Annotated in this window: 21 protein-coding genes, 1 other RNA gene and 1 pseudogene; 4 read left to right on the top strand and 19 right to left on the bottom strand. The window is 69.6% G+C overall.

The features are described 5' to 3' along the window. Positions 1-4 precede the first annotated feature (4 nt). The 3 genes from J2X41_RS18315 to J2X41_RS18305 form a co-directional block, all read right to left on the bottom strand. Positions 5-919: a cell division protein FtsQ/DivIB gene (locus tag J2X41_RS18315; RefSeq protein WP_310083986.1), complete on the bottom strand. Its 915-nt coding sequence runs from the start codon at positions 917-919 to the stop codon at positions 5-7. Then, positions 888-1,853 (bottom strand): D-alanine--D-alanine ligase, encoded by a 966-nt coding sequence (locus tag J2X41_RS18310; protein WP_310083984.1) that lies wholly within the window; start codon positions 1,851-1,853, stop codon positions 888-890. The genes J2X41_RS18315 and J2X41_RS18310 overlap by 32 nt, the downstream gene beginning before the upstream one ends. A gap of 236 nt (positions 1,854-2,089) precedes the next feature. Continuing rightward, positions 2,090-3,496: a M20/M25/M40 family metallo-hydrolase gene (locus J2X41_RS18305; protein ID WP_310083982.1), complete on the bottom strand. Its 1,407-nt coding sequence runs from the start codon at positions 3,494-3,496 to the stop codon at positions 2,090-2,092. Positions 3,497-3,584: 88 nt separating this feature from the next. On the opposite strand from J2X41_RS18305, the pseudogene J2X41_RS18300 reads away from it, so the two are divergent. Continuing rightward, positions 3,585-3,742, top strand: a pseudogene (locus J2X41_RS18300) (hypothetical protein). On the opposite strand, the gene murB reads toward J2X41_RS18300, so the two are convergent. Together murB and murC are read right to left on the bottom strand one after the other, a co-directional pair. Next, entirely contained in the window at positions 3,717-4,619 is a 903-nt protein-coding gene (gene murB, locus J2X41_RS18295; RefSeq protein WP_310083980.1) for a UDP-N-acetylmuramate dehydrogenase, read from the bottom strand. The pseudogene J2X41_RS18300 and the gene murB overlap by 26 nt on opposite strands. A gap of 88 nt (positions 4,620-4,707) precedes the next feature. Next, a complete protein-coding gene (murC, locus tag J2X41_RS18290; RefSeq protein ID WP_056759244.1) occupies positions 4,708-6,126 on the bottom strand; it encodes a UDP-N-acetylmuramate--L-alanine ligase in 1,419 nt (472 codons plus the stop codon). A gap of 192 nt (positions 6,127-6,318) precedes the next feature. Here murC and J2X41_RS18285 point away from each other — a divergent pair, with 192 nt between their 5' ends. Beyond that, a complete protein-coding gene (locus tag J2X41_RS18285) occupies positions 6,319-6,780 on the top strand; it encodes a hypothetical protein (protein ID WP_404979957.1) in 462 nt (153 codons plus the stop codon). On the opposite strand, the gene J2X41_RS18280 is transcribed toward J2X41_RS18285, so the two are convergent. From J2X41_RS18280 to rnpB, 14 genes are all read right to left on the bottom strand, one after another. Then, the gene (locus J2X41_RS18280) at positions 6,777-7,307 is read right to left on the bottom strand and encodes a PIN domain-containing protein (RefSeq protein WP_310083974.1); all 531 of its coding nucleotides are present in this window, start codon (positions 7,305-7,307) and stop codon (positions 6,777-6,779) included. The genes J2X41_RS18285 and J2X41_RS18280 overlap by 4 nt on opposite strands. After that, positions 7,297-7,644: a hypothetical protein gene (locus J2X41_RS18275; protein ID WP_310083971.1), complete on the bottom strand. Its 348-nt coding sequence runs from the start codon at positions 7,642-7,644 to the stop codon at positions 7,297-7,299. Before J2X41_RS18275 ends, J2X41_RS18280 begins: the two co-directional genes overlap by 11 nt. Positions 7,645-7,703: 59 nt before the next feature. After that, a complete protein-coding gene (gene murG, locus J2X41_RS18270; RefSeq protein WP_310083968.1) occupies positions 7,704-8,789 on the bottom strand; it encodes an undecaprenyldiphospho-muramoylpentapeptide beta-N-acetylglucosaminyltransferase in 1,086 nt (361 codons plus the stop codon). A 58-nt stretch (positions 8,790-8,847) separates the two neighbouring features. After that, positions 8,848-10,020, bottom strand: a complete 1,173-nt coding sequence (gene ftsW, locus J2X41_RS18265; protein WP_028040194.1) for a putative lipid II flippase FtsW — start codon at positions 10,018-10,020, stop codon at positions 8,848-8,850. An 81-nt stretch (positions 10,021-10,101) separates the two neighbouring features. Continuing rightward, positions 10,102-10,353, bottom strand: a complete 252-nt coding sequence (locus J2X41_RS18260; RefSeq protein WP_310083964.1) for a hypothetical protein — start codon at positions 10,351-10,353, stop codon at positions 10,102-10,104. 26 nt (positions 10,354-10,379) lie between these two features. Continuing rightward, positions 10,380-11,810, bottom strand: a complete 1,431-nt coding sequence (murD, locus tag J2X41_RS18255) for a UDP-N-acetylmuramoyl-L-alanine--D-glutamate ligase (RefSeq protein WP_310083961.1) — start codon at positions 11,808-11,810, stop codon at positions 10,380-10,382. A 13-nt stretch (positions 11,811-11,823) separates the two neighbouring features. Next, the gene (mraY, locus tag J2X41_RS18250; RefSeq protein WP_310083958.1) at positions 11,824-12,939 is read right to left on the bottom strand and encodes a phospho-N-acetylmuramoyl-pentapeptide-transferase; all 1,116 of its coding nucleotides are present in this window, start codon (positions 12,937-12,939) and stop codon (positions 11,824-11,826) included. Continuing rightward, positions 12,939-14,327: a UDP-N-acetylmuramoyl-tripeptide--D-alanyl-D-alanine ligase gene (gene murF, locus J2X41_RS18245; protein ID WP_310083956.1), complete on the bottom strand. Its 1,389-nt coding sequence runs from the start codon at positions 14,325-14,327 to the stop codon at positions 12,939-12,941. Before murF ends, mraY begins: the two co-directional genes overlap by 1 nt. Next, the gene (locus J2X41_RS18240) at positions 14,320-15,777 is read right to left on the bottom strand and encodes a UDP-N-acetylmuramoyl-L-alanyl-D-glutamate--2,6-diaminopimelate ligase (protein WP_310083953.1); all 1,458 of its coding nucleotides are present in this window, start codon (positions 15,775-15,777) and stop codon (positions 14,320-14,322) included. The genes murF and J2X41_RS18240 overlap by 8 nt, the downstream gene beginning before the upstream one ends. Further along, on the bottom strand, positions 15,774-17,528 hold the full coding sequence (locus tag J2X41_RS18235) for a penicillin-binding protein 2 (protein WP_310083951.1): 1,755 nt from the start codon (positions 17,526-17,528) through the stop codon (positions 15,774-15,776). Before J2X41_RS18235 ends, J2X41_RS18240 begins: the two co-directional genes overlap by 4 nt. Continuing rightward, positions 17,525-17,971, bottom strand: coding sequence for a cell division protein (locus J2X41_RS18230; RefSeq protein ID WP_310083948.1), 447 nt, complete (start codon positions 17,969-17,971; stop codon positions 17,525-17,527). The genes J2X41_RS18235 and J2X41_RS18230 overlap by 4 nt, the downstream gene beginning before the upstream one ends. Continuing rightward, on the bottom strand, positions 17,968-18,930 hold the full coding sequence (gene rsmH / locus J2X41_RS18225; RefSeq protein ID WP_310083947.1) for a 16S rRNA (cytosine(1402)-N(4))-methyltransferase RsmH: 963 nt from the start codon (positions 18,928-18,930) through the stop codon (positions 17,968-17,970). Before rsmH ends, J2X41_RS18230 begins: the two co-directional genes overlap by 4 nt. Continuing rightward, the gene (locus tag J2X41_RS18220; protein WP_310083944.1) at positions 18,927-19,394 is read right to left on the bottom strand and encodes a division/cell wall cluster transcriptional repressor MraZ; all 468 of its coding nucleotides are present in this window, start codon (positions 19,392-19,394) and stop codon (positions 18,927-18,929) included. Before J2X41_RS18220 ends, rsmH begins: the two co-directional genes overlap by 4 nt. Positions 19,395-19,704: 310 nt before the next feature. Then, an RNA gene (gene rnpB, locus J2X41_RS18215) (RNase P RNA component class A) lies at positions 19,705-20,088 on the bottom strand. A 99-nt stretch (positions 20,089-20,187) separates the two neighbouring features. Here rnpB and J2X41_RS18210 point away from each other — a divergent pair. Together J2X41_RS18210 and J2X41_RS18205 are read left to right on the top strand one after the other, a co-directional pair. After that, on the top strand, positions 20,188-20,355 hold the full coding sequence (locus tag J2X41_RS18210; RefSeq protein ID WP_310083942.1) for a hypothetical protein: 168 nt from the start codon (positions 20,188-20,190) through the stop codon (positions 20,353-20,355). 181 nt (positions 20,356-20,536) lie between these two features. Next, complete coding sequence (locus tag J2X41_RS18205) at positions 20,537-21,097, top strand: hypothetical protein (protein ID WP_310083940.1); 561 nt, start codon at positions 20,537-20,539, stop codon at positions 21,095-21,097. Positions 21,098-21,151 lie beyond the last annotated feature (54 nt).

Raw genomic sequence — 21,151 nt, 5'->3', positions numbered from 1 at the left:
ATGTTCAGGCCCCTCCGGCCACGGGCTGCCCGGGCAGCACCGCGTCGCGAGGCCTTACGGCCACCATCTCCGGGTCGCGCAGGTCGATGCGCGCGAAACCGAGATCGAGGATTCGTTGTCGTTGATCGAGTTGATCCAATTGAATCAGCGCGGACTCTTCGTCAATGGCCGGCAGCTGGATCAGCGAACCATCTTTCAGGCGAAGGTCCCAGCGGCGGTCGTCGACGCGCACCAGGGCCTCCAGCCGGTCGCGCAGGCGCGGTCGGGCGTTGACGGCCGGCAGGATGGCGCCGGCGGCCTGGTCGGCGCCCTGCCCCACCACCAGCGGCAGCTGCGGGAAGCGCGCGGCGTCGGCCTCGCGGATGATCCGCCCCTCGCCGTCGATCACCCGCATGGCGCCGGAATGCTGCCAGACGGCCAGGGCCGGACGCTCCTCGACGGAGATGAACACGGTGTCGGGCAGCAGGCGCACGACCTTGGCGCTCTTGACCCAGCCCACGCCCTCGACGCGCGCCCGCAGGTCGGCCAGGTCCAGGCCCAGGGTGGGCTGGTCCTGGTACAGGGCCGTGGCGTTGAGGATGTCGGCCTTCGCCATCGGCGAGGCCCCCTCGATGTGCACGGTCTTCAGCTTGAAGCCCAGGTCGGCGAACTCGCCGTCGACGCCGCGGGCCATGGCCTGGCCCAGGCGCTCGGCCCGATGGCCGGTGACCAGGGTGGCGACCACGGCGACGATCAGCGCGCCGCCGGCCACGGTCAGGGCCAGGCCCGGCGACACGCCCACGCCGCCGTTGCGGGCGGCTTGCAGTTTCCCGGCCGGCGGCGCGGCGTTGCGCGCGGCCGATCGAGCCTTCGGACTTGCGGGCGCTTCGGCCCGGGGGCGCGTTGGCTTACGCGGTCCCCCCCGCACACTTGCGGGCATAAGCGTCCTCCACGATCCAGAACACCAAACGATCAAACGAAACGCCGGCGTGGTCCGCCTGCTCGGGGACGAGCGAAGTGGGTGTCATGCCAGGCTGCGTATTGACCTCTAGAAGGACCAGAAGGTCGTTAATTCCGTCATAACGGAAGTCCGCCCTGGTCACACCTCGGCAACCAAGACTTGCATGGCCAAGCTTGGCGAGATGCAGGGCGCGGTCCCTTGCGGCGTCCGGAATCGGGGCCGGCAGGACGTGGATCGAGCCGCCTTCGGAATACTTGGCGTCATAGTCGTAGAAACCTGTGGACGAGCGGATTTCCGTGACCGCCAGGGCCCGCAGATCCCTTGCCCCACCCAGGATCGCGACCGAAAGCTCCAACCCCGGGATGTAGGGCTCGACCATCACCTCTTCCCCGAAAGTCCAGTCCGGCGCGCCGACCTCGTGCGGCGGCCCGTTGGCGCCCGCGCGCACGATGAACACGCCGACCGACGAGCCCTCGGCGTTGGGCTTCACCACATAGGGCGGCTGCATCACATGGTCGCGGGCGACATCGTGACGGTCGAACAGCCCGCCGCCGGGCACCGGGATGCCGGCCGCCGCCAGCACCGCCTTGCTCCGCGCCTTGTCCATGGCCAGGGCCGAGGCCAGGACGCCGGAATGGGTGTAGGCCAGGCCCAGGGTCTCCAGCACGCCCTGCACGCAGCCGTCCTCGCCCCAGCGGCCGTGCAGGCCGTTGACCACCAGGTCGGGCGCCAGGCTCGCCAGGACCTGGGCGATGTCGGGACCGGGATCGACCCGCGTGACGCGGGCGCCCAGGCGCTCCAGCGCCGCGGCGTAGGCCGCGCCGGTGGCCAGGCTGACCTCGCGCTCGGCCGACGGGCCGCCGAGCAGGACGACGATGTGCTGGTTGGCGAGGGGGCGTTCGGCTGGGGTCATGGACCGCAGCGGTAGCGGGGTCGTGTGGAGGGGTTAGGGAGAGGCGGCGTGGTTTTTGCGCACCCTCTCCTTGAGGGAGAGGGAGGGGCCCGCGCGAAGCGTGGGAGGGAGAGGGGTTACGCCCTCTCCGATTTCACGCAAGCGCCCTGCCGGCGCGCCGTCGGACGCCTTACCCCCTCACCCTCCCATCGCTACGCGGCGGGTCCCTCCCTCTCCCCACGGGAGAGGGTTTGAGATCAGTGCCCCGCCGCCGCCGGCGCCGCCGCGCTGAGGGCGCGGAAGTCGATGTCGCTGTCGGCGACCAGGTAGATAAAGCTGGCCCAAGCCGCGACGTTCTGGGCCAGTTCGTCGGGGCGCACCTTGTTGAGGGTGTCGTCCATGGTGTGGTGGTAGTCGAAGTAGCGGCTGGCGTCCTGGTTCAGGGCGATCACCGGCACGCCCGACTCCTCCAGGCCCTCGATGTCGGCCCCGGCGTGGGCCGGCGGGGCGCGGTCGACATAGACCTTCAGGGCGGTCAGCACGCGGGCGGCGGCCTGCATGGCCGGGTGCCCGGCCGAACCCTTGGGGACCTGCAGGCTGTAGACGCGGTCGGCGCCGCTGTCGCTCTCGCCGGCCACGACGATCTTGGGAACCTCGTCCTTGTGGGCGGCCAGGTAGGCCTCCGACGAGCCGCCGCTCTCTTCCGAACCGAACATCACCACGCGGATCGTGCGCTTGGGGTGCTTGGGCAGGTCGCCGATCAGCTTGGCCGCGGCCGTGGTGATGGCCACGCCCGTGGCGTCGTCCAGGGCCCCGGTGCCGACATCCCAGCTGTCCAGGTGGCCGCCGATGACGATCACCTCGTCGGGCTTTTCCGAGCCCTTGATCTCGCCCGAGATGTTCCAGGCCACGTCGGCCGGATCGACGGTCGAGGCCAGCTTCAGCTTGATGCGCAGCGGACCCTTGGCGGCCAGGCGCTCCAACTGCTCGGCCTCCGGCACGCCCAGGGCGGCCGAGGGGATCGAGACCACGCCGTCGCCGAAGGCGGTGACGCCGGTGTGCGGCACGGTGGAGTCCGAGGTCGAGATCGAACGGATCAGCAGGCCGACCGCGCCGCGCTTGGCGGCCTCGACCGGACCGGTGCGGCGCGAAATCCCGGCCACGCCGTAGCCGGCCCCATCCTGGGCGCGGACCATCGGCTGGGTGATGACCACGATCTTGCCCTTCACGGCGCTTTCCGGCGCGGCGATCAGTTCGGCATACGTCTTGAACAGCGCCACCTCGGCCTCGATCCCGCCCGCAGGGGTCGGCACGGTGCGGCCCAGGCCGACGATGCTCAGCTTCATCGGATAGGGAGCGACCAGCTCGGCGCTCTCCTCGCCGCGCGTCCACGAGGGCTTGGCGAATTCCTCGACCTTGACGTTGGTGAAGCCCAGCGCCTTGAACTTGGCCACGCTCCAGTCCTTGGCGCGGGCCATGGCGGGCGAGCCGACGAGGCGCGGGCCGATGGTGGTGGTCAGGTCCTCGGTGACGTCCCAGGCGGTGCGGTCCAGCAGGGCCTTGTCGCGCAGGGCCTCGGCGGTCTTGACGTCTTGGGCGTGCGACGCCCCGGCCATCAGGGCGGAAACGGCGGCGGCGGTCAGCAGGGTACGGAACAGGCGCATGAAATCTCCCTCGTTGAGGGGTTCATAGCACCGCTCCTGCCAGCGGATAGGCAACAACCGGATGAACTATCCGTAACCTTTGAGATGCGTGCGGTTCGGGCGCCGTGCGTCCTTCGAGGCTCGGCTACGCCTCGCACCTCAGGATGAGGATGTCAGCACAGAGGTCCTCATCCTGAGGCGCCCGCGCAGCGGGCCTCGAAGGACGCAGAGCGTCTCAGCCCTACCCGACCCGCCCGATGCGCTTGATTTCCCACTCCAGCTGGACGCCCGTCTTGGCCAGGACGTCGGCGCGGACGGTGTCGCCCAGGCCCTCCAGGTCGGCGGCGGTGGCCTCGCCGGTGTTGATCAGGAAGTTGCTGTGCAGCGGGCTGAACATCGCCCCGCCGTACAGGCGGCCACGCCAGCCGGCCTCGTCGACCAGCTTCCAGGACGAATGGCCCGGCGGGTTCTTGAAGGTCGAGCCGCCGGTCTTCTCGCGGATCGGTTGGGTGGTCTCGCGGCGCGAGGTGATCTCGGCCATGCGGGCCTTGATCTGCGACGGCTCGTCGGCGGTCCCTTCGAAGATGGCGTCCAGCACGATCAGGTCCGCGCCCTGCAAGGCGCTGTGGCGGTAGGTGAAGTCGAACTGGTCGCCGCTGATCTCGCGCACGTTCCCCTGGCGGTCCATGACCCGGGCCGAGCGGATGACGTTGACGGTCTCGGAGCCGTAGCACCCGGCGTTCATGACCGTCGCGCCGCCGACCGTGCCGGGGATGCCGGCGTAGAACTCCAGCCCGGCGATGCCCGCCTCGGCGGCCTTGCGGGCCAGGATGGCGTCGGGCACGGCCGAGCCGGCCTTGATGCGGTTATCGCCCAAGGCCTCGACTGTGTTGAAGCCCTTGCCCAGCCGGATCACAACCCCGTCGACGCCGCCGTCGCGGACCAAAAGGTTGGAGCCCACGCCGATGGCCAGCACCGGCACGGCTGGGTCCAGGGCCTTCAGGAAGTCGGCGAGGTCCGGCTCGTCGGCCGGCAGGAACACCACGTCGGCGGGGCCGCCAACCCGGAACCAGGTGAACGGCGCCAGGGCCTCGTCGACCAGCAGCTTGCCGCGGACGGCGGGGAGGCTCTGTTTCCAGCTCATTGCGCGCGAGCCCCACCCGTCGGCTTGGCCGCCACCCTCCCCATAAAGGGGAGGGAAAGAGAAAACGCGTCTTCCCTCACCGCCGCGCTCACTTCGCCAGCGCTTCCAGCTGCCCCGGCAGCGCATAGGCCCAGGACGTGATGTCCCCAGCCCCCAGCAGCACCACTAGGTCGCCCGACTGCGCCTCGGCGGCGACCAGAGCCGGCAGGGCGGCGGGGCTTTCCAGCGGCAGGGCGCGGCGGTGGCCGAACTTCTTGAGGCCCTCGACCAGGTGGTCGCGGTCGACGCCCTCGATCGGCTGCTCGCCGGCCGTGTACACGTCGGCGACGATCACCGTGTCGGCGTCGTTGAAGCAGCTGCTGAACTCGGTCATCAGGTCGCGCAGGCGGGTGAAGCGGTGCGGCTGGACCACGGCGATCACCTTGCCGGTCGAGACCGCGCGGGCGGCCTTCAGCACGGCGGCGATCTCGACCGGGTGGTGGCCGTAGTCGTCGACGACGCGGATCCCGTTGGCCACGCCCGTCGTGGTGAAGCGGCGCTTGACCCCGCCGAAGCCCGCCAGGCCAGCGCGGATCGCGTCGGCGTCGACGCCAAGCTCGCGGGCCACGGCCACGGCGGCGGTGGCGTTGAGCACGTTGTGATGCCCGGCCATGGGCATCTTCAGGCCCTCGTAGCGGACCTGCTCGCCCGACAGCGGCGAGACGACGATGTCGAAGGTCGCGCCATCCGGGCCCATGCCGATGTTGCTGACCCGGACCTCGGCCTGGGGATTGGTGCCGTAGGTGACCAGCCGGCGGTTCTCGATGCGGGCGGTCAGGGCCTGGACCTCCGGATGGTCGGTGCAGACCGCGGCGAAGCCGTAGAACGGGATGTTCTCGACGAAGTCGCGGAAGCCCTTCTTGACCGCGTCGAAGTCGCCCCAGTGGTCCAGGTGCTCGGCGTCGATATTGGTGACGATGGCGACTGTGGACTTCAGCTTCAGGAAGCTGCCGTCGCTCTCGTCGGCCTCGACCACGATCCAGTCGCCCTCGCCGACCTTGGCGTTGGTGCCGTAGGCGTTGATGATCCCGCCGTTGACCACGGTGGGGTCCAGGGCGCCGGCGTCGAGCAGGGCGGCGACCATCGAGGTGGTGGTGGTCTTGCCGTGCGTGCCGCCGACGGCCACGGAGAACTGAAGCCGCATCAGCTCGGCCAGCATCTCGGCGCGGCGGACCAGCGGCAGGCGCTTGTCGCGGCCGGCGACCATCTCGGCGTTGTCGGCCTTGACCGCCGTCGAGTAGACGATGGCCGAGGCGCCGTCGACATTGGCCGCGTCGTGGCCGATGAAGATCCGCGCGCCCAGCTTTTCCAGCCGCTCGGTATTGGCGCTGGCCTTGGCGTCGCTGCCCTGCACGGTGTAGCCGATGCGGATCATGATCTCGGCGATGCCGGACATGCCGATGCCGCCGATGCCGATGAAGTGCACGGGGCCGAGTTCGAAGGGGACGGGTCGTCGACGCTGGATCATCACAGCGGATTAGACGATTTGGCGACGGGGTGGAACGGGATGTTTGATGCAGAAGGCGTGGATTTCTCTCTCCTCACCCGTGAAACGGGGGAGGTGGCCGCGAAGCGGTCGAAGGGGGCGTCTGCCGCCGTCGTAGCCCCCCCTCCGTCACGATGCGTATCCGCATCGCGCCGCCTCCCCCGTTTCGCCGCGCTGCTCGGTGGAGGAGCGATCGCCCTCGCCTCCCCTGCCCAGGCGCAGGTCCCGCTCGAACTGCGCCTGGCCGACGTCGGCCGGTTCGCCGCCTTCGTGGACATGGGCGGGATCGCCTGGACCGGCCGCACCGCCAGGCTGCGCGTGCTGCAGGTGGCCGAGGACGGCTTCACCGCCGGGACCGAGGCGTTCTGGGGCGGCTGGCGCTACGAGGTCATCGACTGCGACGCCCGCACCATCGCCCACGCCGGCTTCTCCAGCGTGCGGGTCGGCGGCAAGGAGGGTCCGGTCAGCGGCGACCTGCGTCCAGCCGCCCCGATCCCGGCGGGCGGGGCGGATGACGCCGTGGCCAAGGTGGTGTGTGACGGGTGGAGGCCGTTCGCTGGCGTTCCCGTGGCGACCCGTGTCGAGGAGGCCGTCAAGCTCGGCCGCCCATTGATCGCGACGGGCGCCGAACCTTAAGTCTGGAGAAACGCTTGGACCGCGGCCGGCAGGTCCTCGCCCCTCAGCCAAGCGGCCGCAGCATAGGTGTGCACGATCAGCAGCCGCCGGTCAGCCGCGTCCACGCCATAATATCGGTCTGCGACCAGGACCCGCGTGTCCTGGCCCACGAAGTCTTTCAAATTCTGCGTGACAAGCATGTCGGCGCCGCCGGCCAGGGCGGTCTCCAGCACATGCCGATCCTCTTCGTCGTCGAGCGGCAGCACTCCAGCCCCGCCGAGCGTCAGCGAAGGACCATCGCGCGCGATGGTCGCGATGACCTGAACAAGCCGCTCAGCCTCCAGTGCGCCGAACTCGAAGCGGACCAGAACCTCTCGCAGCCGGTTCAGCATGCCCCACGAAACGACGAGGGCGACGGGACCACGCGCGCTGAGGCCAGACCGCACCGCGTCGACCAGGGCCAGGGCCGCCGTTCCGCGACGCGCCAATTTCTCGGAAAGGATCGCGCCCAACCAGACGTTCAGGTCCAGGCAGAGCCTAGCCGCCACGTGACGACCGCCGGGTCATGCTCACGGCTTCGGCCATGATCTCATCCTCGGACGCGTCGGCGGTCAGGGTCGTCTTCAGCGAACGCGCGCCTTGCTGCGCCAAGGTGGCGTATTCGCGTTCAAGCAAGGTTCGGCTCAAGGTCCAGCTGGCCTCTTCCACGGCCCGCGCGCCGATCGCCTCGATCCGGCGCATGGCGTCGCGTGCGCCCGGCGTGAGGTGCAGGTACCAGCGCACCGCAGCCGCCATGATCTGTGAAGGATTGCGATCCTCCAGCTTCGCCGTCTTGGCGATCAGGAGATCGGTGTCTTCGTCAAGATGGGCGGATCGGCTGGGCATGGGAAACCTCTAGCTTCTATAGAAGATATAGGCTTTCCGACCGACAGGCAATCCTGGCCCTACCCCGCCGTCCGCTCCACCAGGTCCGCCAGCTCCTCCGCCGCGTTCGGCTTGGCCACGCTCCGCGCGCCCGCCGCCATGCGGGCCAGGCGCTCGGGGTCCTTGAGCAGGGCGTTCAGGGCGCCGGCCATGGCGTCGACGGTCAGTTCGTCCTCCAGGCACACCGCCGCGCCGCCCGCGTCCTCGAGCAGTCGGGCGTTGAAGCGCTGGTGGTCGTCGGCGGCGATCTTCAGCGGAATGAGGATCGACGGCCGGCCGGCCACGGCCAGCTCGGTGCAGGTCGAGGCGCCGGAGCGGCCGATCACCAGATGGGCCTGGCGCAGATAGCCGGCCATGTCGCGGAAGAACGGCGCGACCTCGCACTCGACCATGGCGTTGCGATAGGTCTTGCGCGCGCCTTCCATACTCTCGGCGCGGGCCTGCTGGAACACCTTCAGCCGGCCGCGGATGTCCTCGGGCAGCTTGGCGACGGCCTCGGGGACCAGTTCGGACAGCAGGCGCGCGCCCTGGCTGCCGCCGGTGACCAGGACGCGCAGTTGCACCTCAGGCGGAAGATACGGCACGTCGTAGAGCGCGCGCACCGGCGGCCGAACGGGATTGCCGACCACGTGGGCCCGGGCCTTCACCGAAGGCTTGGCGCGCTGCAGGGTCGGGAAGGCGCAGGCGACCTCGTCGACCCGGGGCGCCAGGAAGCGGTTCACGCGGCCCAGCACCGCGTTCTGCTCGTGGATCACGGTAGGCCGCTTCTGGGCCAGGGCGCCCAGCAGGGCCGGCAGGGCGGGATAGCCGCCGAAGCCGACGACCACGGCCGGGTCCAGCCGCTTGAAGGCGGCCCTGGCCTGGTTCACGCCCTGCCAGACCACCAGGCCGGCCTTGATCATGCCGATCGGGTCGCCGGCCTTGGCGGTGGCGGCCGACAGGGCCAGGCGCTCCTCCGCCGGAAACTTGTCGGCATAGAGCGCGCCGCGCTCGTCGGTGGCCAGCACGATGCGCCAGCCGCGCGCGGCCAGGGCCTCGGCCAGGGCCTGGGCGGGGAACAGGTGCCCGCCGGTTCCTCCGGCGGCGACGACGGCCAGCTTGCTCATAATGAAACGGCTCCGGTACGCGAGCGAATGACGGGCAAGGCGGCCTCCTGCTGGAGCGCTATCCCAGGGCCCCCGCCTGGTCGAACTCTCCCGCCCCGCCATAGGCCCCTGGACGCTTGCGCGTCAACGCCAGGGCCATGCCCAAGGTCAGGCCCATGGCCAGCATCGACGAGCCGCCATAGCTGATGAAGGGCAGGGTCATGCCCTTGGTCGGGATCATGTTCAGGTTCACGGCCACGTTGATGAAGGCCTGCTGTCCCACCAGCACGAACAGGCCCGAGGCCGCCACCTGCTCGAAGGTGTCGGTCAGCTTCATGGCCTTGTAGAGGCCGCGCACCACGACGAAGGCGAACAGGGTGATCAGGGCCAGGGAGAACACCAGGCCATATTCCTCGGCGGCGACCGAATAGATGAAGTCGGTGTGCAGGTCGGGCACATGGCGCTTCATGACGCCCTCGCCCGGGCCGCGCCCGAACAGTCCGCCGGCGTGGATGGCTTCGGCGGCGCGGGTGATCTGGTGGGTGTCGGCCTGGTCGGGGCTGAGGAACTTCTGCACCCGGGCATGGACGTGGTCGAACAGGAAATAGGTCGACATCAGCCCGCCCACCGCCACGGCGCCCAGGCCCATGATCCACGAGATCGGCACCCCGGCCATCCAGAAGGCGGCCCCGAAGGCGATGGTGATCAGCACGGTCTGGCCGACGTCGGGCTGCACCAGCAGCAGGGCCACGGCGATGAAATAGAGGACGAAGGCGATCGACACGCCCGGCACGCCCTCACCCTTCTGGCCCTCGGCGAACATCCACGAGACCAGCACGATCAGGGCCGGCTTCATGAATTCCGACGGCTGGAAGGTGAAGCCGCCGATCAGCAGCCAGCGGGCCGCGCCCTTGGCGCTGTGGCCGATGAAGGGCAGGGCGGCCATGACGCCGATGGCGACGATGTAGATGAAGAACGCCGAGCGGCGGATGCCGCGGGGGCTGAGCATCGACACCGACAGCACGATCATCGCCGCGCCCAGGCCGAACACGCACTGGCGGACCGCGAAGTGAAACTGGTCGTCGATGCCGATCCGCGCGGCCGCGGCCGGGCTCGAGGCGAACGACAGGAGCACCCCGACGGTGACCAGCACCGCCGTGGCGCCCAGTAGCCAGTGGTCGGTCGTCCACCACCAGACGCCGAGCCGCGAGCGGTCGGTGCGGGCGAAGGCGTGGGTGGTCTGGAACGTCATGGCCGGAGGGTCGGAGCTTAGGGTTAATCGAGTGTTGTTGTGACGGTTGGAACGGGTGTGGCGAATGGACTCTGGTCAGTCCTAGCCGATGTTTTCGTAGCCGAGCGGAAACCAGATCCCGCGAACCAGGATGTTTCCCATGTTCGGACGCACATGGCCTTGGTCCAGCCCGTCCAGATCCTTCAAAACCACCATCTTGGCGACAGACAGATCTCCGAAGGCTTCCCGAACCAACCGCCGGGCGTCCTCGTCGTCGCGCGCCGTGACCCCCGCGCCAGAATTGAGCGGCGTCCGAGAATTCAGCGGCTCGAAGGTGAACCAGTAGGGATGCACGCCAAGCCCTCCAGGAAGGCGGGCAACTAGGCCCGCTTGGCCGCCGACGCCGCCGACGCCGCCGGCGCCTTGCCCAGCCCCATCACCGCCGCGCGGAACGCTTCGCCCCGCTGCTCGAAATCGGCGAACTGGTCGAACGAGGCGCAGGCGGGCGACAGCAGGACGATGGCCTCCTCGCCCGACGCGGCGGCGTCGGCGTAGGCGGCGGCCACGGCGGTCTCGATGTCGCCGCACTGGCGCACCGGGGCCTTGCCCTCCAGCGTCCGGCCGAAGTCCTCGGCCGCCTGGCCGATCAGGTAGGCGCCGGCCACGCGCGGGAACAGGTCGGCCAGGTCGTCGATGCCGCCGGCCTTGGGCACGCCGCCGGCGATCCAGTAGAACCTGGGATAGGACGACATCGCCTGGCGGGCGGCGTCGGCGTTGGTGGCCTTGCTGTCGTTGACGAAGGCGACCTTGCCGATCCGGCCGACCGTCTCCATCCGGTGGGCCAGGCCCGGGAAGCTCATCAGCCCGTCGACCGCCTGCATCGGCGGGATGCCCAGGGCGCGGGCGGCGGCGTAGGCGGCCGCGGCGTTCTGCCAGTTGTGGCGGCCCGGCAGGCTTCTGGCGCGAAGAAGATCGGCCATCTCGGTCACCCGCTCGCCGGTGGCGTCATAGAGCACGCCCTGCAGGGCGTAGACGCCGCGGCCCATGGCCTTGCCGGCGCTGATCGGCCAGATGGTCCGGCGGTTGGCGGCGGTGATCTCGGTGCAGATCTGCTGGCACCAGGGATCGTCGACCCCGATGATCGCGGTGTCGCCCTTGCCCTGGTTCAGGAAGATCCGGCGCTTGGCGGCGATGTAGCCGTCCATGCCGCCATGGCGGTCCAGGTGGTCGGGCGAGATGTTCAGCAGCACGACGGCGTCGGGCTTGAGGCTTGAGGTCAGGTCCAGCTGGTAGGACGACAGCTCCAGCACGTAGACCGCCCCGCCGTGCATGTCCTCCAGGCCCAGCACGCCCTCGCCAATATTGCCGCCCACCCGGGTGTCGCGGCCGGCCTGGCGGCACAGGTGGCCGATCAGGGCGGTGGTGGTCGACTTGCCGTTGGTGCCGGTGATGGCGACGATCCTGGGCTTCTTGTGCTCCGGCGCGGCGTTGACCGTGCGGGCGAACAGCTCGATGTCGCCGAGGATCTCGACCCCGGCCGCCTTGGCCTTGGCCACCGTCCAGTGTGGCTTGGGATGGGTCAGCGGTACGCCCGGCGACAGCATCAGGGCGGCGAACTGGCTCCAGTCGGCCGTGGTCAGGTCGACGACGTTCAGGCCCTCGGCCGCAGCGGCCTCGCGGCTGGCGGGTTTCTCGTCCCACAGCGCCACCTTGGCCCCGCCGGCGATCAGCGCGCGCGCGGCCGTCAGCCCCGTCCGGCCCAGGCCGAACACGGCGACGGTCTTGCCCTCGAAACCGCGGACCGGGATCATGGCGCGCCCTCTCCTATCTCAGCTTCAGGGTGGCGAGGCCGACGAAGCTGAGCATCATCGCCACGATCCAGAAGCGGACGACGACGGTGCTCTCGGCCCAGCCGAGTTTCTCGAAATGGTGGTGGATCGGCGCCATCAGGAAGATGCGCTTGCCGGTCTTCTTGAAGTAGGCGACCTGGATCATCACGGAGAGCGCCTCGGCCACGAACAGGCCGCCGACGATGCCCAGCACCAGCTCGTGCTTGGCGCAGACGGCGATCGAGCCCAAGGCCCCGCCCAGGGCCAGCGAGCCGGTGTCGCCCATGAAGATCTTGGCCGGCGGGGCGTTGTACCAGAGGAAGCCCATGCCGCCGCCGATGATGGCGCCACACAGCACGGCCAGCTCGCCGACGCTGGGCACGTAGTGCAGGTTCAGATAGTCGGCGAACTTCACGTTGCCGACCAGGTAGGCGATCAGGCCGAAGGTCGAGGCGGCGAACATTACCGGCACGATGGCCAGGCCGTCCAGGCCGTCGGTCAGGTTCACGGCGTTGGAGAAGCCGGCGATCGTGACCGCGGCGAAGGCCACGTAGAACCAGCCGAGGTTGATCACCAGGTTCTTCAGGATCGGGAAGACCACCGAGGTCTCAAGCCCCGCCGTCGAGGGCGACTTCGGCGCGAAGACGATCAGCACCACGGCCGCCAGGATCGAGACGATGAACTGGGCGACCAGCTTCTGGCCGCTGGAAAGGCCGGCGGTCGTCTGCTTGGTGACCTTGGCGTAGTCGTCCATGAAGCCCAGCACGCCGAACGCCGCGGTGATGCCCAGCACCACCCAGACGTGGACGTTCTTGAGGTCGCCGAACAGCAGCGAGCCGACGAACAGGCCGGCCAGGATCATGAAGCCGCCCATGGTGGGCGTGCCGGCCTTCTCGGTGACATGGCGGGCGATGCCGTCGGTGCGGATCGGCTGGCCCCGGCCCTGCTTGGCCTTCATCCAGCGGATGAAGCGCGAACCCATGGCGACTGCGACGATATAGGCCGTCAGCATCGACATGCCGGTGCGGAAGGTCAGGTATTTCAGCAGGTTGAGGACCGGGACGTGCTCGTGTCCGCCACGCGACAGCCACTCGTAGAGGAAATACAGCATCAGCCTTGTCCTTCGAGGTCGAGCGCGCCCAGGGCGGCGGCCACGGCCCCCGCCTTCGATCCGTTCGATCCCTTCACCATCACCACGTCGCCCGCCCGCATCGCCGAAGCGACCTTGGGCGCGAGTTCGGCGGCGTTCTGGGCGTACGCGCCTCGCCGAGTCGGCGGAAGCGCTTCCCATAAAGATTTCATTAACGGTCCGGCGCAGAACACCAGATCGATGCCGGCCGCCGCGATCGGGGTCGCTAGATCGGCGTGGAATCGGGCGCTTTGGGGGCCCAGCTCCAGCATGTCGGTCAGGACGACGATGCGCCGGCCGGCCACGTCGCGCGCGCCCAGCGTCGTCAGGGCGGCCTGCATCGAGACCGGGTTGGCGTTGTAGCTCTCGTCGACCAGGGTGAAGGTCCCGCCGGGGATCTTGACCACGCGCTCGGCGCCGCGGCCCTCGATCGGCTCGAACTCGGCCAGCGCCGCCAGGGCGGTTTCGCGGTCGACGTCCAGGGCCTCCAGCATCAGCAGCACGCACAGACTGTTGAGGCCCCAGTGCACGCCGGTCTGCAGGATCGGGAAGTGGATCGTCTCGCCGCGCACGACGGCGGTGATCTGGGCGCCGTGGGGGCCGGCGGCGAACACGGTCAGCTGGGCGGTGACGCCCTCGCCGGTGCCGAAGCTCCAGACCTGGGCGCCGGCCTTCTCGGCCTCGGCCTTGAGCAGGCCGAACCACGGGTTGTCGGCGTTCAGCACGGCCACGCCGTTCGGCTCCAGCCCGGCGAAGATCTCGGCCTTGGCGCGGGCGACGCCCTCCTCGCCGTCGGCGAAGTTCTCCAGGTGGACCGGACCGACGGTGGTGATGGCCACCGCGTGCGGGCGGATGAAGCCCGACAGCGGGGTGATCTCGTCGGCGTGGTTCATGCCGACCTCAAACACCGCACGCTGGGTGTCGCGCGGCATCCGCGCCAGGGTCAGGGGCACGCCGATATGGTTGTTATAGGACTTGACCGAGGCATGGGCCTTGCCCGCGCGGCGCAGGCCCGCCTCGACGGCGCGGGTGACGCTGGTCTTGCCGACCGAGCCGGTGACCGCGCCGCGCCGGGCCTGGGGCGCGCGCTCGCGGGCGGCGACGCCCAGGCGCTCCAGCCCGCGGAAGGTGTCCTCGACCAGCACGGCCGGAATGGCCACGGGCCTGGAGATCAGCGCTCCGGCCGCGCCCTTGTCGGCGGTCTGGACCACGAACTCATGGCCGTCCCGCGCGCCGGTCAAGGCCACGAACAGGTCGCCGGGCTCCAGGCTGCGGCTGTCGATCGACACGCCGGTGGCCTCGAAGTCGGCCAGCACCTGGCCGCCCGTGGCGGCGGCGATCTCGTCGGCGGTCCAGAGGATCTCACGCATGGACGGCCTCCAGCGCCTGGGCCGTCTCGGTCACGTCGTCGAACGGATGGTTGACCCCGGCGACCAGCTGGCCCTGCTCGTGGCCCTTGCCGGCCACCACCAGGACGTCGCCGTCGGCCAGCAGGGCCGCGCCGGCCCGGATGGCCTCGCGGCGGTCGCCGTATTCCTTGGCGCCGGGCGCGGCGGCCAGGATGGCGGCGCGGATCGAGGCCGGCTCCTCGGAGCGGGGATTGTCGTCGGTGACGATGGCCACGTCGGCCAGGCGCGCGGCGATCTCGCCCATCAGCGGACGCTTGCCGCGATCGCGGTCGCCGCCGGCCCCGAACACCACGATCAGCTTGCCGCGGGTGTGGGGACGCAGGGCGGCCAGCACCGTCTCCAGGCCGTCGGGGGTGTGGGCGTAGTCGACATAGGCCTCGCCGCCGCGCGCGCCGGTGCCGACCCGCTGCAGCCGGCCGGCCGCGCCTTCGAGGGTGGCCAGGGCGGCGATCACCGCCTCCAAATCCTCGCCGGTGGCGACGCACAGGCCGGCCGCGACCAGCACGTTGGAGGCCTGGAAGTCGCCGGCCAGCGGCAGCAGCACCTCGAACGCGCGGCCCTGGGCGGCGATCTTCAGGCGCTGGCCTTCCGGCACCGGGGTGCGCTCGACCAGCTTGAGCCCCTGCCCCTCGTGGCCGACGGTCAGCACGGACTGGCCCGAGGTGACGGCGGCCGAGGCGAAGGCGGGGAAGGCGTCGCTGTCGGCATTGAGCACGGCCGTGCCGGCCCGCGGCAGCAGGGTCTCGAACAGCCGCAGCTTGGCCGCGCGGTAGCAGCCCATGGTGCCGTGATAGTCCAGGTGGTCCTGGGTGAAGTTGGTGAAGCCGGCGGCGGCCAGGCGCACGCCGTCCAGGCGCCGCTGGTCGATGCCGTGCGACGAGGCCTCGACCGCCAGGTGAGTGACGCCCATCCCGGCCAGCCTGGCCATCATCTCGGCGACGTCGGCGGCGTCCGGCGTGGTCAGGCCCGGCGGGGTCAGTTGCAGGTCCGGCTTGCCGGCCTCGCTGACCACCACGCCCAGGGTGCCCATGCTGGCCGCTTTCCGGCCAAGCCGGGCGTAGATCTGGCGGCAGAAGCCGGCCACCGAGGTCTTGCCGTTGGTGCCGGTCACCGCCACGCAGGTCGCCGGCTGCTCGGCCCAGAACTGGGCGGCGGCCAGGGCGTAGGCGCGGCGCAGGTCGCCGGCGTGGATGACGGGAACCAACAGGCCTTCGACGTCGTCCGGCGCCAGGACGGCGGCGGCGCCCGAGGCGATCGCGCCCGCGATGAACGTGCGGCCGTCGACCTTGCTGCCCGGCAGGGCGGCGAACAGGAACCCTTCACGCACCTTGCGGCTGTCGGCGGTGACCCCGGTGATCACGGGGTCGGTCGCGCAAGGCCGGTTCAGGATTTGCGAAAGCGTCTTGCTCAAAGTCCCGCCTCCCGAGCGGCTGGCGGCTGCTGGGCCACGGTGAAGATGTCGGTCTGGCGGCGGACGCCGAGGAACGGGGCGATGCGCTCGATCACGCGACCCGCAGCCGGCGCGGCCACGTAGCCGCCGGTCGAAAAGCCGCCGGTCTTGGCGGTGCCGTGGGGCTCGTCCATCAGCACCAGCACGAAATAACGGTCGGCCTCGATCGGCCCCGCGGTGGGGAACACCGCCGCGAACGACGAGACCTGGCGCTGGTGGTTGTAGCCGCGGATCGCCGGGTCGTACTTCTCGCCGGTGCCGGTCTTGCCGCCGACCGACAGGCCCGGGATGTTGGCCGACTTGCCGCTGCCGCCGGTGACGTTGGCGCGCATGATCTGCAGCATCTGCTGCGAGGTCTCCTCCGACACCGCGCGCGGGGCCTCCGGGCGCACGCCCGGGGGCAGCTTGTGGATGGTCAGCGGCTGCAGCGTGCCGCCGTTTAGCAGCGCGCCCATGGCCTGGGCCAGGGCCAGGGGCGAGACGTTGATGCCGTGGCCGAACGAGGTGGAGGCGACCGCGTCGTCGTCCCACTTCTTGGGCGTCAGCGGGCGGGCCGACTCCAGCAGCTCCACCTTGGCCGGCTTGGTCAGGCCCAGGGCGTTGAAGTAGCGGCTCAGGCGCTCGCCGCCGATCCGCTCGGCCAGGATGGCGGTGCCGATGTTGGACGAGTGCTGGAACACCTCGACCAGGGTCAGGATCTTCCGCGCGGCGTGGAAGTCGTGGATGGTCCGGTAGCCCAGCTGGAACGGCTGGCGGGCGTCGAAGGTCGAGGCCGGCGTCGCCACGCCGCTGTCCAGGCCGATGGCCACGGTGAAGGCCTTGAAGGTCGAGCCCATCTCGTAGACCGACGCGGCCGCGTGGTTGGTCATCTGCTCGGCCGAAGCCTGGTTCAACTGGTTGGGGTCGTAGTCCGGATAGCTGACCAGGCCGAGGATCTCGCCGGTATGGACGTTGGTGACGATGCCGACCGCGTCCTTGGCCTGGAACTCGATGGCGGCCTTGCGCACCTCGTCCTCCAGGGCGGCCTGGACACGCAGGTCGATCGACAGCGGGATCGCGCCGTCCGGCCCCTTGGCCGCGGCCTCGCGCACCGACTTGTCCAGGGCCTTTTCGGCGCCGGACAGGCCCTTGCCGCCCTTGTCGACGAAGCCGATGAAGTGGGCGGCGCTGGCGCCCAGCGGATAGACCCGGGCCGCCTGCTCCTCGAACTCGACGCCGGGCAGGCCCAGGTCGAAGATCGCGTCCTTCTCGGCCGGGGTCATGCCGCCGACCAGGAAACCGCGGCGATCGGCGAACACCACCTGGTCCAGGCGCTTGGCCGGCACCTGCGGCAGGGCCTTGGCCAGCGCCTTGCGCGTGGCCTTGGCGTCCCAGACGTCCTTGGGGTTGATGTAGAGGGCGTAGTGGGTCAGGTCGACGGCCAGCAGCTGGCCGTTGCGGTCGACCAGGTCGCCCCGCGCGCCGTCGGTCGAGGCCAGGTAGCCGTTGCCGCCCACCTTGGAGAACACCGCCGCCCAGGTGGCGCCCAGGGCCAGCACGGTGAAGGCCAGGCCGAAGATGGCCATGACGAAGAAGATGCGGATGCGGGTGTCGTCCTCGGGCCGCGCGGCGGCGCGCGAGCGCTCGAAGGCGTGCTCCAGCCGCCAGACCCGTTCGATCAGCCAGCGCCAGGCCGCGGGCGCGCCGCCGGGGGCGAGATTGGCCAGGCTCATCGCGGCGCCTCCGCGGAGGGCTGTTCGGGAGCCGGATAGTCGTCGGGCGTGGACTCGGGCGCCTCGGCGGCGGCCGCCTCGGTATTGGCCGCCGCCGTCGGCGAGGCCGGGGCGTGGGCGGCCGGCGCGTGGCGGGCCACGTCGATCAGGGCGTCCTCGGTGGTCTCGTGCTCGGGCTTGATCGGGGCCAGTTGCAGCCGCTGGGCCAGCTGCTCGATGCGGCGCGGCTGCTCCAGATAGGCGACCTCGGCCTTCAGCAGACGCACGCGGAGCTTCTCGTCCTCGATCTGGCGCTCGACGTCGGCGATCTGCGCGCGCTCGCGGCCGGCGAAGGTCTTGGCCATGTAGACGCCCAGGACCAGGACCAGCAGGATGGTCAGGCAGACCAGCTCGACAACCCGGAAGCCCCGCACGCGGCGGTCGAAGATGCTCGACAGGCTCATGCGGCGCTCCAGACCGGAGCGGTGGTGCGCACGGCGGCGCGCAGCTTGGAGGACCGGGCGCGCGGATTGACCGCCAGCTCGGCCTCGCCCGGGGCAATCGCCTTGGACGAGATCAGCTGGAAGCTGGGCGGGGCGCCGGCCTCGACCGGCGGCGCGTGGCGCGACCCGCCCGGCGTGCGGCCGGCCCGCTCGGCCAGGAAATTCTTGACGATGCGGTCTTCCAGCGAATGAAAGGCGACCACCGCCAGCCGGCCGCCCGGCTTGAGCACGCGCTCGGCGGCGACGAGGCCGGCCTCCAGCTCCTCCAGCTCGGCGTTGACCGCGATCCGCAGGCCCTGGAACGAGCGGGTGGCCGGATGGACCTTGGCGCCCTTCCGGCCGCCCAGGGCGCGCTCGATCACGTGGGCCAGGTCCAGGGTGCGGGTGAACGGCCGCTCGCCCCGGCGCTTGACGATGAAGCTGGCGATGCGGCGCGAGGCGTGCTCCTCGCCGTAGACATAGAGGATGCGGGCCAGCTCGACCTGGTCCAGCTCGTTGACCAGATCGGCGGCGGTCGGGCCGTCGGCGCCCATGCGCATGTCCAGCGGACCGTCGCGCATGAAGGAAAAGCCGCGCTCAGCCTCGTCGAGCTGCATGGAAGACACGCCAAGATCCAGGGTCACGCCGTCGACCGACGCATCTTCCAGATACGTGGTGATTTGCGAGAAACGGTCCTGAATCAGCCGAAAGCGACCATCCGTCGCGGAAAACTCGGCGGCGAAGCGCTGGACCGTCGGGTCGCGGTCGAAGGCGACGACCGACGCGCCGGTCGCCAGGATGGCGCGGGTGTAGCCGCCGGCCCCGAAGGTGCCGTCCACGACCACGTCGCCGGGCCCCGAGTCCAGGGCTGCGACCACCTCGTCGAGCAGGACCGAGACGTGCGGCGCGCCGGCCCCTTCGGCGGCTTCGATGTCGCTCATGCCGCGCCCCCGATCCGGGCGGTGCGCTGCTGGGCGCGCATCGCGGCCAGGCCGTCGCGGGCCAGCTCGCGCTGGGCGGCGCGGTGGGCCTGGAAGGCCTCGCGCGACCAGATCTGGAACCGCTCGCCCAGGCCGACCACCGCGACCCAGTCGGTCAGGCCGAACATCTCGCACAGGGTGTCGGGCAGGGTGATGCGGCCGGCGGTGTCGAACGACAGCCGCGCCATGCCGCCCAGCACGCTGGTCTCCAGGGCCGAACGCAGGGGATCGCCGAACGGCAGCTCCTCGATCACGCCCTGATAGCGGTCGAACAGGCTTTTTCCGCCCGCTTCCAGGCAGTCGGCCTCGATGGAGGGAAAGCAGAAGATCCCGTCGAACGGACCCGAGAGCGCGGCGCGGAAGTCCTGCGGCACGACGATGCGCCGCTTGCTGTCCAGCTGCTTCTCGAACGTCGAGAGAAACACCTCGCTACCCCTGTTAAAGCCCGCCGCCGGACGCCCTGTCGCGATCGCCCCGACACGAGATGGGTTAACATGGGATTGACTGGGATACAATGACACCAACGGCCGTTTAGCCGGCAAAACAAAGGTGTCGCGGCGCTCCTTCACAGAGACCGCGAATCTATCCACAGAACATACATGGAACTTGTTAAGATTTCGGGGCCGCTAGACTCTGCGCGGGGCCTTGCCGACAAAGGGACCGTGCGGCCACGCCGGCGAGGTCTTGGGGAGACGTGGGGCTGAAACCCACTTTTCGCGCGCCCCGCGGGGCGAATGGACCAGATGGTCTGTAAGCCGGGTTCTGTCTGACGCCCCGAAGAGCGCGAGACGGCCATTCCTCTGGACCGCCCATCGCTGGACGGTTCTCGCGACCTACCCGGACCCTCTCGGCCAGTGACGGCCTATCCGACGCGAGGTCGGCGCGGGGTCCCTATTCGGTCTTGCTCCAGGCGGGGCTTGCCATGCCGTCCCTGTTGCCAGGTCCGCGGTGGGCTCTTACCCCACCCTTTCACCCTTCCCGCCCCGGAGGGAGGAGGTTTGCTTTCTGTGGCGCTATCCCTGGGATCGCTCCCGGCGGGCGTTACCCGCCGCCTTGTCACCGTGGAGCCCGGACTTTCCTCGACCTTCTTGCGAAGACCGCGGCCGCCCGACCATCTGGTCCGGGAGGGTGTTTGACGGGTCCGTGACGGCGGGTCAATCGAAGATCGGGACGCAATGCGTTAGACTGGCCTCAGCTCATTGTCCGGCGGAGAATTCCATGCCCCCACCCGACAGCCCGGAGGATCATCCCGGTCAGATACGCCGCCTTGGCTTTCTGGACGGCGAGTTCGCCATTCCCGACGATTTCGACACGATGGATGCGGAGGAAATCCGCGCGATGTTTGAGGACGGCCCGCTGTTTCCCGAAGAGGGTCGAGAAGACTAAGCCCCCCTGTCCTTCCATCGCTTGCACTTTCGCACCGAAGCAAGTGCGATCATCGATCGCAAACGCCCCGCAGCCGCCCTTGCTCAAGTCAGCTTTGGATGGGAGTCGGCCGTTGCGCCAAGCGTCACCTTCCAATACCCCAAGACGCATGTTCAGCTTAGGGTCGCGTATGCGCTTAGCCTTGATCGCGCTCATTCCAGTCGCAGCCGCGCTCGCAGGCTGCCAGCCGAAACAGGTGTGGCTATCGCCACCCGAGCCAAAAGCCGCGCTTTGTCGGAGTCTGGCGATCAACCTGACCCGCGACAACGAGATTCTAAAATCGACTTTTGACGATCCGCAAAGGCCGCCGCCTTTTGAAGAGTTGCAGGACGAAGCTGTCCTGCCAGGGGGGCGTATTTATATGTCGATGGTGACCAGTCTGAGCGACGCCCAGCTTCTTCGGGCGATTAATAGCCGCGAAATAACGCCCTCCTACGTCTATGAGTACGCCGAGAGGCTTTACCGGCGTGGTCGCCCGGAATTGGCCCTTCCGCTGGCATGGGCGGGTACTATTTCGCCATCACCTCAGAGATACAGGATATCGAAAAAGGGAATTCAGTATTCAGAGGCGACCGTAAATCAGATCGGCGGCGACATGGCGTCCGAATGTCTCGCGAGCGAAATCTGCAAGGATTTGATAAAAGAGCGCCCCCTTTACTGGAGCCACTGTCACGCGATGCGGTACAGGAACCCGACACGTTAGGTCGTAGGGTCCGCAATGGGCCGGAAGCCGCCAAAATGACCAATCCCGAAATCC

Source organism: Caulobacter sp. BE254 (assembly GCF_031457295.1).
In the GTDB taxonomy this organism is placed as follows: domain Bacteria; phylum Pseudomonadota; class Alphaproteobacteria; order Caulobacterales; family Caulobacteraceae; genus Caulobacter.
Note: the sequence above shows the minus strand (reverse complement) of the source record. Positions and strands in the feature narration are given on the sequence as shown.